This is a genomic window from Xanthobacter autotrophicus (assembly GCF_030015065.1).
Lineage (GTDB): Bacteria > Pseudomonadota > Alphaproteobacteria > Rhizobiales > Xanthobacteraceae > Xanthobacter > Xanthobacter autotrophicus_D.
In genome coordinates this window covers 54,611-72,520 of sequence record NZ_JAIVFN010000004.1, presented here as the reverse complement: position 1 = coordinate 72,520, position 17,910 = coordinate 54,611, and the positions used below count along the sequence as shown (strand labels likewise).

Sequence of the window (17,910 nt, the reverse complement as noted above, 5' to 3'; positions counted from 1 at the left end):
TCAGATATCCAGGCGGATCTGACGATCCCCGCTCGTGTCGTGGATGGCCGCGGCCTGCCGCGTCAGCTCGGTCCAGTCGGCGATAAGGGCGTTGTAGGCCGTGGCCTCCTTCGCATCCTTCCGCTTATTGGCGCTGATGTCGTAGAGGCAGTAGGCAAGGTCTTTTACGGCCTCTGCCTTGGCGTCGATCTTCTTCAACAGCGCCGCGGTGTCATGCGAGATGCCGTCCTTCTCGTACTTGCGGACGAGGTGCTGAAGGCATTCCCAGACGGTCAGGTGACCGTCGCCCTCGGGCTCCCAATCACCATCCAGTTCGTCGCGCGGAAGGATGCGCACCTTGCCGGCAGCGCTCTCAATGATTCCGGCGTGCTTTACGCTCTCAACGGAGATACCCCGCGCGCGGGCGAGATTGTCAGCGGCACCATAATCACCCTTCGCCATGCCGTGCTGTTCAAACCAGGTGATCGCAAAACGGGTATCACCATCAAATTCGCCCTGTATGCCGCCGAGATATTCGTCGAGCTCACGATTGATGAGCTGCAGCGCTGCTTTCACGCTCATTGGGCTATCATCGGATTCCAGCACCGCCTTGTAGCGCGAAAACACACCCATGCCGGGACCGATGGCCGATTGAGGCATATCGGCAGGTGCGATGTTGGCCGCCTGAAGTTCGGCAATGGCCGGGGGCAGCTCGCGCTTTAGCGCGCGGATAAACTCGGCGCGCGTGATGACCTCAGCAGCGGCCTCCTTCTTTCGACAAACCAATACCACCGAATTGGCAAGGGCATTTGTGCCGGCGGCAACTGTCCTCGCTGCGCGCTCAGTCCGAACCGGCCATGTTCCAACAATGCAGTAGCCTGCCGAAATAACCGCTTGAAGAAATGTAGCCCATCCAGTCGATGAAAGACCCTCCTCTTCGATTTCGCTCTGCTTAAATGCATAGTAAATTGTTGTAGGGAATTCTGTGTCCGTTTGCCTAGCAAGACTAGAAATGGCAGCCGTCATTCCACGCAAGAAAAACTCTTCCGCTTCGTCGCGCCCCCCATGCCGATAAGGTGTAGCGACTAATTCCTCTGCTTTCGGTACTGTCAGTGTGCTCGAAATCTCTGGAAATACAGATTTGATATTTTTCCTCAACCAAACGTAAAAAAAATCAGACAAATCCGCATAGCCAATGTTGTCGTAATATGGAGGGTCCGTCGAAACTGCACAGTTAGGCACCGGAAAGCTCGATACTGCCGCATCCGCTTGAAAAACACTTCCGAACGCGGCTGGTAGTACGCCAGATAGCCCTCCCAAAACACTTTCACAAAACCCAGAAAAACTTGCCATCTTCCCGAATGGGTTTGTTTCAGCAAAATCCCAGCTCATGGGAACCGCTTGCCGAGCGAAAAGCTGCCGTATGTTCTGATTTGTTGAATTCCAGCCGCAAATACTGTTTCCATAGTCAGCGGACTTGTCCACGACGAAGGCCAAATACACGCTTACTGCCTCTGCATATGCAAATGCACCTGTACCTCCATTCCGAAGCGGGGTGGGGTCAGGAGAAAGCCCCGCGCTTAGCGCATCCACCTCAATTTGTGCGCGCGCCTCGTGCACCAAATCGCTGAAGGTGTTGAGCGCCACTAATTGGCGGTCAGTGAACAGGTCCCCGAATGTTTCCATCCCGTAGGCCGGCGGTGAAAACCATCGTGGATTATCCGGCTGACGCTGCTCAGGCCTCCAGTTTGGCTTGGCCGACAAAGCAATTGCTTCATGCTCCTCTGAGGGCTCTATGTATGCTCGCCCACGTTTGCCCTCGGCCACAATAGCAATAAGCCTCTGACCCATCTGTCCAGATTTGCCTGCGGAAGTAATATGCTTCGAGGTAATCGCAGTATCGGACAACTTGCATAGGAAATTTGCTCCGCGCCCAGCCTTTGTACCCTCCTTGGCAACCGCAATCTCCGAAGCGGTGCCCTTATGTCGGATGCGGTAAGTGATCATCTTTGTTTGCTTATCGACCACTGGCTCGACCCACACCTCTTTTCCAGATTTTGAACTCAGCAAGAAGCTTGAGGCGATTGGCACCTGCGAACCAGAAAAGGCAGGATCAGGACTCGGAACGGTTCGAGCCCAAATCCAGGCGACGACGGTGCCCTTGCCGCCACCATATTCCTTCGGCAAATCGACCTGCGGGTAGAGATGTCCGATCCGCTTCCACGCCTTCTCGCGCATCCATTCGCCGTAGTTCTTCACATCTTCGGCCAGCCCTTCTGCGTTCCGGTAAAACGACCGCTCCTTGATGCCGGGATGAATGGGGGGAAGATCCTTGAACTTCGGCGGAATTTCGATCATCGCCTTGCCGATCATCACCGCCACTGGATTTAGGTCAGACCCATAGGCGGGCAGGCCTAAGCGCTGCGCCTCAAGAGGGATCGACCCTCCACCCGAAAACGGATCGTAGACCGGCGGTAGCGAGCCGCCGCAACAGCGCCGGATTTCAGCGCGCGCGCGCTCTAGCACTTCCTCGTTGGTCGAATTCTCCCACAGAACGAGCTCTTCGATGATCTCGAAAAGGCGCTTGCGCTCAATGTCGGCTGCGCAATCCTCCAACGTCGGCTCGGGCGTGTCGGGCACATTTCCATGCGCGTCTGCCTTGCGCTCGCGCCAAGCCTTGAGGCGCACAGCGAGGTCCGCCTCCGCCCTCTCGCGGATCTTTGGATCGTCCAGCAGCTTCGCCGTATATCCCGACGGGTCGTCTACCAACTGGGAGAACAAGATTGCTCGACATGCAACCACCGGCCTCCTAGCCCACCATTGGTGGAGTGCCCGCGCGTGGCCTTTGAGAAACGGACTGCCCTTTTCCTTCGCCGACGCCGCGTTGATCGCCTCCAGCGGGATAGCGACCTCGATGAGCTTCTTCTTGTACTTATTGGTCGAGGTCATAGACGAGCCTGTATGTTGCGGGGTGAATGGTGATCTCGCCGCCATCGCGCAATGCGCGCAGGCGAGCGCCCGTCATTTCGACGGGTTCACCCTCAGGGTTGACGAGAATGAATGAGTAAGCGTCGGGCTTCTGGTCGAGCAGGCCCCAGACGTCGGCCTCGATCTGAAGCGGTTCACGCTCCAGGCAATGCTCTTTCGGATAGTAATGCCGCTGCACCTCACCGCCTGCCGAGCGACGCTCCCACGGGAAGCGTGCGCCGTTGGCGCGGCCGATCCAGCTGCCATCCGCATGGTAGAAGCGATCCTCGCCATCGGGCTTGTAGCCGAGCGCCAACGCGAAGCGGGCGATGACGCTGGGCCGCGCTGGCTTCTGCGGCGGGCGCGGACGGCTGACGGTCTCCGGCTCCAACAACCCGCCTTCGGCCTCCTGGGGCGGTGCCTCTGGTTCCGGCGGGTTCGTGGGATCCTCGTCCTCGGACAAGTCCTCGTCGATCACCGACCCGGCCTCGCCATCGTCCGACGCCGCTTGCTGAGAGTGCTCGGCCGGCTCATCGACCGCTTCGCCTCCGCCAGCGGCAGCCGCAGGCGGAACCTCCACCACAGGCGCGACCGTCGTCTGCTCTGGGCCAAGCGTGAAGTTCTCTTCGAGATAGTCCTTGATGTCAGCAGGCGACCGCTCGAACGCATAGGCCAGCGCGGCACGAATATCGGCGCTCAGGCCCTTGCCGATCTCTTCCGGCACGCGCTTGGCAAGCTTCGCCTTCGACAGCGGGCTGACGAACAGCTTGCCGTCCAGCCACAGAATATCCGTGAGCCGCGCCGTGCCAGCCGGCACGCCGTCCAGATAAGGGATCACTTCCAGCTTCGGGGCGGCGACCCAGCTGGTCGCCGCGATCGCCGCTGCGACCGTGCGCACGCGCTCGGTCTCGCCAGGGTCGGCCAGTTCGATCCGCGCAAGCTGCGTGCCGAAGGCCGTGAGCCAAGCGCGCCTGTCTTCCAGACCCGGAAACAGGGGAGGCTGGTTGAAGCGCTCCTCGACGAGATCGGACAATGCCTGAAGCGACGAAAATGGCGGATTGCGCACCGTTTCGGCCGAGAGCTGCCGGAAATCGGCTGTCTTGCGCTTCACCCAGTCGTGGAGATGCCCGTAGGTGAACAGGCTCTGCATGCTGAGCCCATAGGCGAGCGCGTCGGTTTCGACCCATTCGCCGGACAGGTTCACCCAATGCCGGCACTCTTCCCAGATGCGGGTCGGGTATCGGGACATGAGTGTCCGCACACGGCGCGCGTCATCAGGCGAGAGCGCCTTACCGGAGGGAAGCGCACCCAGCCATTGCAACGCCAGATCCGCTGACGGCCGCTCAGCAACGCCGATGCGGCGCCATAGGGTCAGATCAAGTACCGAGGCGCGGATGACCGCGGCGCCCGGGACATCCTCTTCGTCCCCGGCCAGGAAAACCCCGCCCGACGTCACCCAGGTGCCGTCCTGCGCGAGGATCAGCTTCTCTGCCTTGAACGCGTCCTTGATGCTCTGGGCGTCAGGCGTGGAAGCGGCATCGAGCATCTGGTCGAGGCGGCGATACCATTTCTCGACCTCATGGGCCGGCGCCTTGTCCGACTTCGCCAGCGCGCGCAGCCGGTCGAGCAATCGGCCTGGCCCGCTTGGCGAGCTGCGAACGCCGAGCAGATCGAGCAGCGGCCGCGTCGTCTCCCGATCAAGGAGACCGTGCACGAATGGCTCGACATCCATGAGTGATTCCGTCTCCGGCGTCCTCCGGAGCAGATCGGCAGGGACATGGATCATGTCGCGCGTATCGGGAAGGCAGGGCTTCGACCTGAGCTTCAGCAACCAGTCCGCCAGCAGCGGCTCTGACGTCAGCGATCGGGTCGATCCCGTGGTCGCGACCTGGGACAAGCGCGCACTTGATGCACGAGACCAGTAGCTGTCCCGCTGCTCCAAAATCCGCCCGGCGACCTTGGCCCAAATTTGTGGGTCGGACTTCGCCAGCGCCTCCCAGTGCCGCCAGTACTCGGCCGGGACATCCCAGTCCTCGACGACGAACTGGCTCGTCACATAGGGGTAATAGAGCGCTCCGCGCAGACCACGTTTTTTGGCCTCGGCGTCCACCTGCTGGCGCCCATAGACGTTTGTCCGCTTTGCGGTCAGCGGTGCGAAGGTCTGTAGTCCCGAACGGCCGGACGACACCCACCGCAGCCAATCCTCGCGCGAACAAGAGGTGAAGCTGGCCACATAATCGGGGTGCAGGAGCTGCGTCTGCCGTGCAGTCTCCGGCAACAGGTCTTCCAGGGTGCCGTCTTGGTCATACAGGATCGCTGTGGCGACCTGTCGAAGCTTCCGATCAGCGCAGGCATAGCGAAATGCTTCGCCCGCGGTCGCACCAAGCTTTGCCGCGATCTGGGCCAGTTGCACGCACTCGGCCAGCTTGATGCCGCTTGTTCCAAAGAAGTCGGCAGCGACCCGTTCGATCACCGCGTTGACGTCACTCGTGTCGTCGAGGCCGATTTTCTTGAGCACCGCAAAGGCGGCTTGGGTCGGGTCAGATCGGCCATCGCCGTCGCCCTTGTCCCGGCGTTGCTCCGCCAGAAAGCGGGTCCAGTTCTGATTGAGGACAATCAGATGCCCCGCGAGAAACTCCCAGTCATCATCGGACTGGAGCAGCTTCTTCTCCCCGAGCCGCACCACCTCAGACGCCGAATAGAGCACTTCCTTGCCCTGGACGGGAACGATGCGGAGTCGCTCCGGTTGATGGCTCTGCCATCCCGTCACCTCGGGCGCGATGTAAGTCCAAAGGTTCAGCAGATGCCGCCATGTGGACGGCCGAGGCAGGTGGCTTGTGCGGAGGCGAGCGAGAAGATCGCTCTTCGAAAACTCCTCGACCAGGTTCCAGTGAACCAGCTTGGTCCGGTCGGCGGCCGAGACATGCCGACACAAGGCTGGCCGCGACTTCTCATCCAACAGAGCCATCGCCTGCTCCGCCGGCCAGATATCGAAGATCGGCAGCGGGATCACGATCGCCGCGTCGGCGGCAACCAGCTTGCCCTCATCGGTCAGCAGGATCGGCCGGTCCTCGACCGCATCGGCGAACGCCAGCTCGACGATGGCCGCGCAAGAGCCCTCAAGTGTGCTTGCCTCTCGGTCAACGTCAGGCAGCAGGCCATAGGCCGCAGCTCGATCCAGAACACCGGTCTTGGTCTGTTCGAGCCATTCCACCATCGCCTTGGCCGCGAGTTCGCCGGCACGTTTCAGCAGCCAGCGGTTTGTCGGCGAGGTCTCGGGGTCCTTGATTTTAAGGCGGGCGGGATCCTGGATGAACGGAGCGTTGCAGGCGAACGGGAGCGGCGTCTCAACACCCGTTGGCAGCACGACATAAAGCCGGCCCTTTGCGCCCAAGACGATCTCGACCCGGCAGGGCGGGAAGTCGCCGCCGTCCTCGGCACCGAGCATCCGTTCCTTGCGGATCTCGTCGAGCGCATCAGCGGGGAACGCTTCTTCGGCCGACCGGACCAGGAGAAAGGCGTCATCGCCCTTGTCGTCCAGCGACATCCACTCGCTCTCGGCGACAGGGCCTGGTCCGAGGCTTTGCCAGTGGACCACCCGATCGCCAATCTGAAGACGCCGAATTTTCTTGAAGAACAGCAGCGAAACCGGGCTCTTCAGCCAGTCATCGAGGTTCTTCTCGACCTCGCGGCAGAGAAGTGGGTTGGCAATAGCCACTTCGACGCGCGTGACGCTCTGAGTCGTGCGGCGGCCGTCAATCCAATGCGGCTCGGTGAAGCGGTTCCGCTCGAAGGCAACAGACAATGTGGGGGTGAACAGCTCGACGCGATCGCCCAGGCTGAACGTGCTCTTAAAGCCGATCCCTCGGAACCCGATGGTGTGAAGCGCACGTTTGTTCGAGTAGCCGAAGCGGCAGATAGAGGCGAAGTGCGCTTCGACAAAGTCTTCGCCGTTGTGCTCGAACACGAAACGCTGGTCTTCGATCGAGACGCGCGCCTCGGTCGCGCCGGCATCGTCGGCATTCTGAAGCAGCTCGGACAGGATATGGCGCGGGCTCTGCACCTGCTTGAACAGTTGGTGCCACGGCCCGGCAAGCTCGGGGTCGGCCTCAAGCTGATTCCAGCGCTTCGACGCACCATCCCTGATCGGATGGAAGAAAGCCGGTGGCTCAGCCACGACAGGCGCGGATCGGCGGTCCGCACTCATGATGGCGGCACCGCACGTTCAAGCAGACGCCGCAGGTCAAACTGGATCGCTGTCTCCAGGAAGGACGGCTCGCGTTCAATAAGCGCGCCCCGCACATATCGCGGCTCGTGCGCAAACCCGCCATTGACGGCCACGACCGCGAGGATGAACTTTTCCGGCTCATGAAGGGAGGTGATGATCTCCTGCCGCGTGATCATCACGGAGTCCGCACCGTCGATCCGGCCCTTGACCTCGATAAAGCGAAGGTGTCCGGACTTCGGATTGTGGGAGGCGATGTCGTAGCCAATCTTTTGGGCGGACACGTCGAGCGGTTCGTGCCCAAGCGCTCGCTCCGCCGCCATCACAGCCTGCATGGCCGCGAGCTCGATCTCTTTCCGCGCCGCCGGATCTTCGGCAAAATGATTGGGTACCGTAGGGTTCTGCCGGGCTTTGAGCAGCCCGCGCGGAATGACGACCATGCCGCCGCGCACCCGCGGCGGCTGCGATGAAATAAACCGCTCCCGCTCGAGCTGATCCATCCGGCGCTTCTGCCGCTCCGCCAGATCCTCGGCGCGCCGCTGGGCGTTCTGCCAGCTGAGCCGCGTCTTCTTGCCGGCCTTCTCTTCTTCTTTCAGCTCGAAGGCCCGCGAGTCCCAGTAGTTGATTTCCTTCTTGAGGCGGGCACGTACCTCCTGCTCGACCTTCTCGATTTCAGGTATGCGCCGCGCCTTGACTTCGGCGACGTGTCCTTGCGCCAGCTCCACTGTGGCAAAGCGGATCGCGGTTTTCTCTAGCTCGGTGGTCAGCCAATCCTCATCAAGCAGGTCTCGAATCAGGTCGACTTCTTCTGGTGCGGCGGGCCGGAGATTGAGATGAGGCGCGATACCAGCGTTGCTGGCACTCCCGGCCTTGTCGATCGCGGCAAACTGCAAGCGCTGAGAAATGACATGCGGCTTGCCGCCGCTCGTCGTGCGGGCGTCCTGGACCGTGTGCTCCAGCAGGAAGACAGCGGACAGCGCGTCGCCAGTATCGGTTTCGTCCACCAGTATCGCGCCCTGGCGCATGATCTGCTCGTACTGCTCCCGGATGAGGCTGATCACAGCCTCCAGCAGCGGATGTCCCGGGCAGATGAACGCAGCGACCGGCTGTTGATTGATCTTGCTCTTCTCGAAGCAGACCCGCTCGTACTGCTTCTGGATAGGCGCGCCCGTGCCGATTTGGCGATCGCGCTCCCTGATCCGCACTGGAACGTGCGTGATTTCCCAGCGGCCCTCTTCACGGCGCTTCAAACGGCCGCCCAGATGCTGGAATGCCTCGACAAAGAAGCTCTGAATGTGGTGCGGCTGCAGGCGCAACGCTTCGGCGCGCTCCATCTCGAGCCGCAGCTCTTCGACCTTGGCCTGGGGCATGGTGTCGTTTGTGAGCGCGCGTCGACGCAGAAGTTCCAGCAGGTGCGTCTGGTCGACTGCGCCATCGACTTGGCGGAACAAGCGGGCCCTCACCTCCTCCTGTTCGCCATACTGGATGGCCTGGAAAAGAAGGTCTTTCAGCGCAGTCCCTTCGAAGAGCTCACCGAGCACATCATAGACGCGCCCACCCAGAGCCTCCCGCGCCGCCTCAAGCTTTTCGAGCAGACGCCCGTAGACCTCGCCCTCACGCGTGTCGGCCGCCACAAGATTCCAGAGGTGGCAAACTTCGGTCTGCCCGATTCGATGGATGCGGCCGAAGCGCTGCTCGATCTTGTTGGGGTTCCATGGAAGGTCGTAGTTGACCATCAAGTGGCCGCGCTGGAGGTTCACGCCTTCGCCCGCCGCATCGTTGGCGATGAGCACAAGCAAGTCCTTGTCCTGCATGAAGCGCTCGATCACTTTCCTCCGCTCCTCGCGCGACACACCACCATGGATGACGTCCACGGCTTCAGGGCTCCCAAGGCGCGCGCGCACTTTGTCGAGCAGGTAATGAAGCGTGTCCTTGGGCTCGGTGAAGATGATCAGCTTCCGGCGATTTCCGGCGGCGTCGATCATGAGATCGTCGTCGAGAATGCGGTTCAGCTGGGTCCACTTCGTATCGACACCGGAGCGAAGGACGCCGAGCGCCATCGACTCCAGCCCCTTGAGCGTGTCGACTTCGAGAGCCAGCTGCTCGACGGTCTCCGCCGTCGTCGCGCCAGTCGAAATCAGCTCTTCGAGCTCATCGATTTCGTCCTGTCCGTACTCGTCGATGTTGCCGAGAACATCGGAGCTCACCGACGGCTCGCCGATACCGGCACGCCGTCCCTTGGCCGCGAGCCTCGCTTCGCCCAGCTCGGTCTCGAGCCGTTCGCGGCGACGCTTCAGCGACTGATAGATGGCAGCCGGTGAGGAAGCGAGGCGACGCTGCAGGATCTGCAGGGCGAATCCGACATTATTGCGCTTCTTGCCATCTCCCTCAGCAAACCGCTGAACCCGGTTCATCTCGGTTCGCACATATTCGGTCACGGCGGCGTAGAGCGCAGCCTCGCCTTCCGAGAGTTGGTACTTGACCGTGCGGGCTCGGCGCTCGGGAAAGAGCGGCCGACCGTCGAACCTCAGCAGCTCTTCCTTCGTCAGGCGCCGCATCATGTCTTCCGTATCGGCATAATGGACGCCATCACGGAAACGCCCCTCGAACCGGTCGCCGTCGAGCAGCGCCATGAAGAGCTGAAAGTCCTCTTCCTTGCCGTTATGCGGCGTCGCCGACATGAGCAGCAGATGCCGGCAGACCTGGCCGAGCTTCTGACCAACCTGATATCGCCGCGTGTATTTGACCTCGCCACCGAAATAGGTTGCCGACATCCGGTGGGCTTCGTCGCAGATGACGAGGTCCCACTCGCGGGCGCTCATGAGCTTTTCTTGCAGGTCTTCGTTGCGGGCCAGAACGTCGAGGCGAACGATAAGTCGATCCCGGTCGTTGAACGGGTTCCCCGAGCGAGACGTCTCGATCATGTCCCGCGTCAGAATGTCGAACTCGAGATTGAACTTCTGACCCAGTTCATCTTGCCACTGTTCGACCAGGCTGCCGGGGGCGACCACGAGGCAACGCTCGAGGTCGCTCCGCGCGATGAGTTCCTTGATCAGCAAGCCCGCCATGATCGTCTTGCCGGCGCCGGGATCATCTGCGAGCAGAAATCGCAACGGCTGCCGCGGAAGCATCTCGCCATAGACTGCCGAAATCTGATGAGGCAGCGGATCGACGAGGCTGGTGTGGATGGCCAGATAAGGATCGAAAAAATGGGCAAGCTTGATGCGGTTGGCTTCGGTCACCAATCGAAGCAACGCACCATCCGCGTCGAACGACCAGGGCCGCCCGTCCTGCTCGACCTCGAGACGATGCTCGTCGTCCCTGTAGAGAACAGACTCCGCGACCGAGCCGTTGTGGTCGCGGTAGACGACATTGATCGCCTGATCTCCGATCCAGTCCACGGACACGATCTGCACGGGCTGCGCAGACGCGATGCCGCGGACGGAGGCGCCGTTCTTGATGCTTTCGAGCTTGGCGGTCATCAGCCGGCGCTCCCCCACAATATCGTCATATCAGAAGCTCCGCCTTGTTCAGCGCAGCCTCGGTTTCCTTGCGGTTTAGCGCGACAATATGCTGTGTGCGAGCACTCTGCTTGGCCGCATCGCCGAGCAGGCCAAGTCGCTTCAGAACATAGAAAAGCATCGCATACCGAACGGACAGCACACCATTGCCCTGGTCCAGCCCATAATCCTTGGCGACCACCTTCTTCTGACTTTCCGTTAAATCCGGATGGGGTCCAATGACTACATCGAAGAAGTTGTTCCAGAGCCAATCTTGCTCGCCGGTCGCCCCGGGCTTGCCCTTACCCCGCACCTCGAGGATCCGTGGGAGCAGGAAGTCCTTGAACCTGTTCTCGAGGTGGCAATAGGCGCGCACGTGCCATCGGAAGCCGTCAAAACCGAAGGCATGCGGTGTAATTCGACGCCAGATGGGATCTGGCCGAACCTTGTTCATCGACTGATAGAAGATTTCCACCGATCCGCTCTCGCGCACTGCGTCGAGCACAAGGCGCAAGACCTGGATGTCGATGTCCCGTTTTGGGGTCAGCGCCACATCCGCATTCGGCAGCGTGGAGATCCAAGAATCGTGGGTCGGCACCGCGCCTTCGGCGACTGACCGAAGCTGCGCAAGATAGACATACGGATCGGGTTCAAGAAAACGCAGGACGAACTTGTCTGCCGCTACATAACGCTTCTCCCGCGTATCGTAGTCCATGTTTCCCGGCGCGCGCTCTTGATAGAGGGCCAGGTCCTTCGACGCCTGGGGCACTGACACGCCAAAAAATTCCACGAGGTCGGCACGATTGATCGACCCTTCCCAGAACAACCGGAACTCGACGAACTCGAGACGGCGCTCCACCCCCCACTTCAACGCCGCTGCGGTCACTTTCATCGCATTCCATCTCCGCCCGAACATGGGCATCAAAACTATATGGACACTGGCGCCTGATGCGTGTAATTATTAGTCCCATCAGGGCGGCTGGTCAATGGTCAATGAGGCCCAAATTTCGGGAGCAAGCGATGCCAAAACGCAGATCCAATGGCGAGGTCACCGGCAAGCGGGCGGCCAGCGCAGCAGCGAAAGTTCTGCGCGACCCGAAGAGCAGCAAGGCCGCCAAGACTGCCGCAGCCTCGGCGCTGACGCAGCGCTCGAACCGTAAGTGATCTCTGGGAGGAGAGCGGTCATGGCAGTCGCAAATCGTTCTACCCTGGTCGTTCACGGCCGTCTCGCCATGCGGGAGCACCGGCTGGCGGCTGGCCGGGATCGTCGTCACGGCCTCCAGATCATGTCGTTTGAACAGGCCGCTGTCCGGCTAGCTGGAGGCTTCGCTCGTCCTATCGACGACGAGAGCCTGCGTGCGGCCATCCAGGCGGCCTTGCCTGCCACGCCGATAGGTGAGCTGGAGAGCATCAAGGCTCTGCCCGGCATGATCGACGCGGCGGCCGACACGCTCCACAAAGCCTGGCGCGCGGGCATCGATCTTGCCGCATGCGCGGCCGATCATCCGCGTCTCGCCGCCATCGCGCGCCTGGAAGCGGCCGTCCTCGACCAGCTTCCGCCCGGCATGATGCGGCCTCTCGACATCGCTACCGCCGCAACCGCCCGTATCGGTCATGCCCCGGCAGTCCTAGGCCCGTTGGAGATCGTCGGCCTTACCGAACTCTCGCCCTGTTGGCGGCCGCTGCTCCAGGCACTCACCGCCCATATCCCCGTGCGATGGACGGCCGGCCCGAGGAGCGTTCCCGCATGGCTGGAGGGCACCGGAGTCACAGTCGCGCGCGCACCGGCGCATGCGCCGGGAATCAGTGCCGCCAGCGCAGCGACGGCCTATCACGAGGCCATTGAGGCGATGCGCTGGGCGCGCAGCCTGCTCGCGTCGGGCGTCCCGGCTTCGGAGATCGCCATCGCAACCGCCTCGCCCGCCGACTATGATGATTATTTCCTGGCCCTGCGCGCCGACGCCAACATCGACTTTCACTTCGTCCATGGCATCCGCACCGTCGCCACCCGCGAGGGTCAGGCGGCTGCGGCGTTGGCTGACATCGTGGTTCGCGGTCTGTCGCAGTCGCGGCTGCGCCGCCTCGCGGCGCTCTGCCGGGACAGCGGGCCGTTCGAGACCCTGCCCGAAGGCTGGCTGCGGGTGCTGCCGACAGATGCGCCGCTCTCGACGCCGAGCGCCTGGAACCAGCTGCTGGCCCGGCTGACGCCGGAAGACTGGCCCGACGGCGCCGACCATGTTCCGGCGCTGCGCACGGCGGTCGAGACCCTTGTGAAAGGATCGGAGGCCGCCAGCGAGATCGGAGAAGCCTTCCTTACGGGCCGCGCGCTCGCGATCTGGCGCAAGGCTCTGCTCGGTGGCCCCGCCGCTTCGATCGACGCCACGCTGGAAACCCTGAAGCAGGACGACGGACTGGAAGCATGTGTCTGCGTTGCCTGGATGCCCGCCAGCGCGCTCGCGGCGTCGCCCCGCCGCTTCGTGCGGCTCCTCGGGCTTAATTCCTCGCGCTGGCCGCGGGGGATCGCCGAAGACCGGCTGATCCCGGACCACATCATCCCGACTCCGGTGCTCGACCCGCTGCCGGTCAACCTCGCCGACCGCCGCGACTTCGAGACGATCCTCGCCACAACGGCCGACACCGTCGTTCTGTCGCGCGCCCGGCGCGACAGCGACGGGCGTCTCCTGGGTCGCAGCCCTCTGCTCGCCGGGCGTGGCGACGAAACCTATCTGCGCCGCAACGCGACGCCGGCGCACGCCTTTAGCGAAACAGACCGCCTCATGGCCCGGCCCCAGGAGTTCGCAGCCGATCCGCAAGCGGTCGGTGCGCAGGGCTGCTGGCGCGACTGGCTGCGAGCCGAGATTACTCCCCATGACGGGCTGGTGCGGGCAGATCATCCGCTCGTTCTCGCCATCCTCGGCCGCACCCAGTCGGCCAGCTCGCTGCGCCGCCTGCTACGCAATCCGCTGAGTTTCGTGTGGGTCTATGCATTCGGATGGCGCGAACCGCAGAGCAGCGCCGAACCGCTCGTGCTCGACGCGCTCGGGATCGGCGATCTCGTTCATTTGGTTCTCGACCGCGCCTTGCGCGACCTCGAAACCGGAGACGGTCTCGCCTCCGCCGACGCCGAGACCATCGAGGTCGCGGTGGCGCGGGCCGCGCAAGCCGTCGCCGCCGATTGGGAAAGCGAGCGACCGGTTCCGCCGGCCGTCATCTGGAGCCGCACGCTCGACGACGCTCGCGTTATGGCGGGCCGCGCCTTGTCATATGGTGATGAAGTCCTGCCGGGCGCACGCTCCTACGGAGAGGTTCCCTTCGGCGGCTCGGAGCCAAAATCCGACGCAAAAACGCCTTGGGATACAAGCGCGCCGGTCACGATCCCGGACACGGGCTTCAAGATCGCTGGCTACATCGACCGGCTCGACATCTCAGGCGACGGCAAGCGCGCGCTTGTGCGGGACTACAAGACCGGGCGGCCGCCACGCGGCGACATCCGCCTCAATGGCGGACGCGAGCTTCAGCGCTGTCTGTATGCCTTCGCGGTAAAGGCGCTGCTCGGCGAGGATGTCGCCATCAGCGCCTCGCTGCTCTACCCCCGCGAGCCGGTGGATCTTCAGCTCGACGATCCCGAAGCCGTTCTGGCGGAGATCAAAGGCTATCTGCGCGCGGCACGGTCGAGTCTCGCCAGAGGCGCGGCCCTGCCTGGCCCGGACACCGGCGGCGACTATGACGACCTCGCCTTCGCCCTGCCGGCCAACGCCAGCGCCACCTATTGCAAACGCAAAATGACGGCAGCCACGGAGCGGCTTGGCGAAGTCGCTCGGGTCTGGGAGGCGGAATGATGAGCAGCGTGTCCAAAGTGCTGAAGGACGACGGCGCGCGCCGCGATGCGATCAGCCTGCATGATCGCTCGATACTGGTCGAGGCCGGCGCGGGTTCGGGCAAGACCGCCGTCATGGCCGGCCGCATCGCCGCGATGCTGGCCGAAGGCGTCGCGCCGCGTTCCATCGCCGCCGTCACCTTCACCGAACTCGCTGCGAGCGAGCTGCTGTCGCGCGTCCGCGAGTTCGTCGCCGACCTCTCGGCCGGCGCGATCGCGACCGATCTGCGCGTGGCGTTCCCCAATGGGCTGACCCAGGCCCATCGAAGCAATCTAGCCGCCGCCAGCGCGGCGATCGACGAAATCACCTGCTCGACAATCCATGGCTTCTGCCAGCGCCTCATCAAGCCCTATCCGGCGGAGGCCAACATTGATCCCGGCGCAGGGGTCATGGATCGCAACCAGGCCGATCTTACCTTCCTAGAGATTGTCGATGGCTGGCTGCGCGAACGCCTGTCCGGCGGCCAGGAAGGCATCCTGGCCGAGATGGTGCTGCACAGCCCCGGCGAAACCGTGGCGCTCATCCATAAGATCGCCGAAAATCTGCGCCGCCGCCCAACGCTCTCGGCTCCGACTGTTTCCCCGATTGAGGGCCACCTGACGGCGTTCCGGCAGGCCGCTGCGGATTTCGAAGGCTTCATGGATGGTTTGGCGACGGCCGAGCCGGAAACGGTGACGATCGTCGAGCGGCTGGCCGAGATGGCGACCGCCTTGGCCAACGGTCCCGATCCCGCAACGCCTGCGCGCCTCGTCCACCTCCTGACCTTGCGGCCACATCCGGACCTTTGCACCAAGGCCGGGGCCTTTGCCTCCTATCGCAAGAAGGGCAAATGGGCCGCTGCCGCCAAGCAGGCCGGTCTCTCCAAGGCCGATGGCGACCGGCTGAACGACGGTGCCGAGACCCACTACACCGCCTGCTGCGATGCTTGGGTCGCGTTGGTGCAGTCCGCCGCCGGCCACGCTCTGGCGGCGCTGATCGATGAAGCGCGCCCGATCCTGCAACGCTATCGCGACCACAAGCGCGCCAGCGCCCAGCTCGATTTTGACGACCTGATTTTTGCCGCGCGCGACTTGCTGCGCGACCATGATGCCGTGCGCCGGGCACTGGGACAGCGTTTTGCCCATGTCCTCGTCGACGAATTCCAGGACACCGATCCCCTGCAAACCGAAATCTTCTGGCGGCTGTGCGGCGAACCGGCAGATGGCGATGACGACTGGACCCGCTTCACCATCCGGCCGGGCGCGCTCTTCCTGGTGGGCGACCCCAAGCAGGCGATCTATCGCTTCCGGGGCGCCGATGTCGGCGCCTATGTGCAGGCGCGCGACGCATTCCGCGCCCAGGACCCCGGCAGCCTCCTGTCGATCTCTACCAACTTCCGTTCCTGCGCCTCTATCCTTACCTTCGTCAACGAGCGCTTCGAAGCCGTGCTCTCCGACGATGGACAGCCGGGTTTCACCGCTCTCGACCCGTTCCATGACGATCGCGACGGCCTGTGCGTGGCGGCCCTCGACATCGCCGTGGCTGACGAAAACGGCAAGGCCAGCGCCGAACAGCAGCGCGATGCCGAGGCCGATGCCATCGCCGAGCTGTGCGCCCGGCTGATCGAAAGCCACCCCATCATTGACCGTCGCAGCGGCATGGAGCGTCCCTGCCAACCGGGCGACATTGCCTTGCTGGCGCCGACCGGTGCAGAGCTGTGGCGCTACGAGGAGGCATTGGAGCGTCGCGGTATCCCCGTGGCAACGCAGGCCGGCAAGGGGCTGTTCCGCCGCCAGGAGATCCAGGATCTGATCGCGTTGACCCGTGTTCTGGCTGATCGCCGTGACACGCTGGCGCTCGGCGCGCTGCTGCGCGGGCCTCTGGTCGGCCTTACTGAAGAAGAATTGCTGGATATCATCTGGGCGCTTCCACGTTCGGAGGAAGAGCCGGATCGGATTCCGCGCCTGGATCTCAGCATCGATCCGGCCGTCATCGCCCACCCGCTCGCGCGCGAGATCATTGAGCGGCTGCAATCGCTCTCCCGGCGCAGCAACAGCACGACGCCGCATGCACTGCTCTCGCAGGCCGTGGACGTGATGCGCGTCCGTCCGCTCCTCCTTGAACGTCATCGCGGCCAGGCCGAGCGCGCACTCGCCAATGTCGATCTCTATCTCAGCCTGTCGACTGGTTACGCAGTGCGCGGCCTGCGCGCCTTTGCCGAGGCGATGGCAGCTGCGTGGTCTGACGAGGCCCGTGCTGTCGAGGGACGGCCCGACGCGCAGGAAGAAGCGGTGGCGCTCTTCACCATGCACGCTGCCAAGGGGCTGGAATGGCCGATCGTCATTCCGGTCAACACCATGACCAGCGTCATGGCGCCCGACAGCGCCGTCATCGACCGCCAGCGCGAGACCTTCTATTGCCCGGTCCTCGGCGTCGCGCCCGAAGGCTACGAAACCGCGCGTCAGGCGGAAAAGGAGGAGCTGGACCGCGAACGCATCCGGCTCTGGTATGTCGCGGCCACCCGCGCTCGCGAACTCCTCGTCCTTCCCCGGCTCGACGTCACGCCGTCGAAATCGGCCTGGATCGGTCTCGTCGATCTGTCGCTCGCCGGCCTGCCAGGCCTGGACGTCTCTCACCTGCCTGCCGGCATCACGGCCGGAGGTGCAGGCGCGGGCAACATGCAGACGCGCGCCAGCTTCGCCGCCGAAGCCGAAGCCATCGCGGCCGCGCAGACGCGGTTGACCTGGCTTGCGCCCAGTCGCGATGAAAGCACCGCCGGGACCGTGTTGCGAGAAGAAGAAGCCGCGCTCTGGACGGGGGCGGCCGACGAGCAGCCTCCCGAACTAGAAGCCGCGGTTCTCGTGCAGGGCGGCCGCGAACGCGGGCTGATCCTCCATAAGCTCATGGAAGAGGTACTGACCGGCGAAACCCCAGAGACGGAGGCTGCCCTAATCGAGCGAGCAGCCGACCTTATCCGTGCTCTCGGTCAGTCTCCGGTCGCCGACCCGGCGACGGGACTGTCGGCTGATGAACTAGCTGAATGTGTCGTGCGGACGCTGGCCCTGCCCGACATCGCGGCCCTGCGACCGGGTCTGCTGGCGGAATTTCCCGTTTATTCTGCGCAGGCAGCCGACGGCGTGGAAACCGCAAAGGCCGGGATCGCCGACGCCCTGACCCTTACGACCGAGGGCCGCCCCGCCGTCGTTGTTGACTGGAAGAGCGATGTGACGCCGGCGCCGGGGACACTCGATCACTATCGCGCGCAGGTGCGAGCCTATCTCGACATGACCGGCGCCGAGCGCGGACTGATCGTGCTGATGACCTCCGGTTCCGTCATTCCCGTCCTGCCGACGAAGCCGACCGAGAGCGAGGCAGCCTGAGC

The 17,910-nt window shown here is 63.4% G+C and carries 7 protein-coding genes; 3 read left to right on the top strand and 4 right to left on the bottom strand.

The genetic code is table 11. From position 1 onward, the window contains the following. The 4 genes from K9U40_RS02190 to K9U40_RS02175 are packed head-to-tail and all read right to left on the bottom strand — an operon-like array spanning position 1 to position 11,563. The gene (locus K9U40_RS02190) at positions 1–2,928 is read right to left on the bottom strand and encodes a DUF1156 domain-containing protein (RefSeq protein WP_282888614.1); all 2,928 of its coding nucleotides are present in this window, start codon (positions 2,926–2,928) and stop codon (positions 1–3) included. Next, complete coding sequence (locus K9U40_RS02185; protein ID WP_282888613.1) at positions 2,912–7,153, bottom strand: sacsin N-terminal ATP-binding-like domain-containing protein; 4,242 nt, start codon at positions 7,151–7,153, stop codon at positions 2,912–2,914. The genes K9U40_RS02190 and K9U40_RS02185 overlap by 17 nt, the downstream gene beginning before the upstream one ends. Then, positions 7,150–10,653: a helicase-related protein gene (locus tag K9U40_RS02180; protein ID WP_282888612.1), complete on the bottom strand. Its 3,504-nt coding sequence runs from the start codon at positions 10,651–10,653 to the stop codon at positions 7,150–7,152. The genes K9U40_RS02185 and K9U40_RS02180 overlap by 4 nt, the downstream gene beginning before the upstream one ends. 25 nt (positions 10,654–10,678) lie before the next feature. Beyond that, positions 10,679–11,563: a WYL domain-containing protein gene (locus K9U40_RS02175; RefSeq protein ID WP_282888611.1), complete on the bottom strand. Its 885-nt coding sequence runs from the start codon at positions 11,561–11,563 to the stop codon at positions 10,679–10,681. Between the two features lie 128 nt (positions 11,564–11,691). Here K9U40_RS02175 and K9U40_RS02170 point away from each other — a divergent pair, with 128 nt between their 5' ends. The 3 genes from K9U40_RS02170 to K9U40_RS02160 are packed head-to-tail and all read left to right on the top strand — an operon-like array spanning position 11,692 to position 17,908. Continuing rightward, the gene (locus K9U40_RS02170; RefSeq protein ID WP_282888610.1) at positions 11,692–11,835 is read left to right on the top strand and encodes a hypothetical protein; all 144 of its coding nucleotides are present in this window, start codon (positions 11,692–11,694) and stop codon (positions 11,833–11,835) included. Positions 11,836–11,855: 20 nt separating this feature from the next. Further along, a complete protein-coding gene (locus K9U40_RS02165) occupies positions 11,856–14,510 on the top strand; it encodes a PD-(D/E)XK nuclease family protein (protein WP_282888609.1) in 2,655 nt (884 codons plus the stop codon). Further along, positions 14,510–17,908: a UvrD-helicase domain-containing protein gene (locus K9U40_RS02160; RefSeq protein ID WP_282888608.1), complete on the top strand. Its 3,399-nt coding sequence runs from the start codon at positions 14,510–14,512 to the stop codon at positions 17,906–17,908. Before K9U40_RS02165 ends, K9U40_RS02160 begins: the two co-directional genes overlap by 1 nt. Positions 17,909–17,910 lie beyond the last annotated feature (2 nt).